Origin of the sequence: Halolamina salina, from assembly GCF_042678005.1 — an archaeon.
Classification (GTDB): domain Archaea; phylum Halobacteriota; class Halobacteria; order Halobacteriales; family Haloferacaceae; genus Halolamina; species Halolamina salina.
In genome coordinates, this window is the sequence record NZ_JBHUDH010000049.1 from 56,605 (window position 1) to 56,895 (window position 291).

The following is a 291-nucleotide window of genomic DNA, read 5'->3' on the forward strand; positions in this document are numbered from 1 at the left end:
AGCGCGCCGAGATCCGCGCGGTGTTCGACGCCGCCGACGAACCGTTCCTCGAAGACTACCAACTCGGGACCACCACCGTCGCGTTCTACCTCCCGGACCGCGACGTGGCGATCACGTTCGACCCGCGGGCGTACCTCCGGCTCGCGGACGGCCCGACACACGTCGTGCTCTGTGAGCACGAAGTTCCGGGCGCCACTATCGGCCGCCGACTCCCGTTCGACCTCGGCGTCGACGCGAGCGAGCGAGCCGCCAGTGCCGGCCCGCGTGGCGGCCGCCGCTGCCCTAGGGGGG

General features: G+C 72.5%; 1 pseudogene. It reads left to right on the top strand.

The features are described 5' to 3' along the window. Window positions 1-291 (top strand): annotated as a pseudogene (locus ACFR9S_RS05975) (J domain-containing protein); the annotation flags it as partial.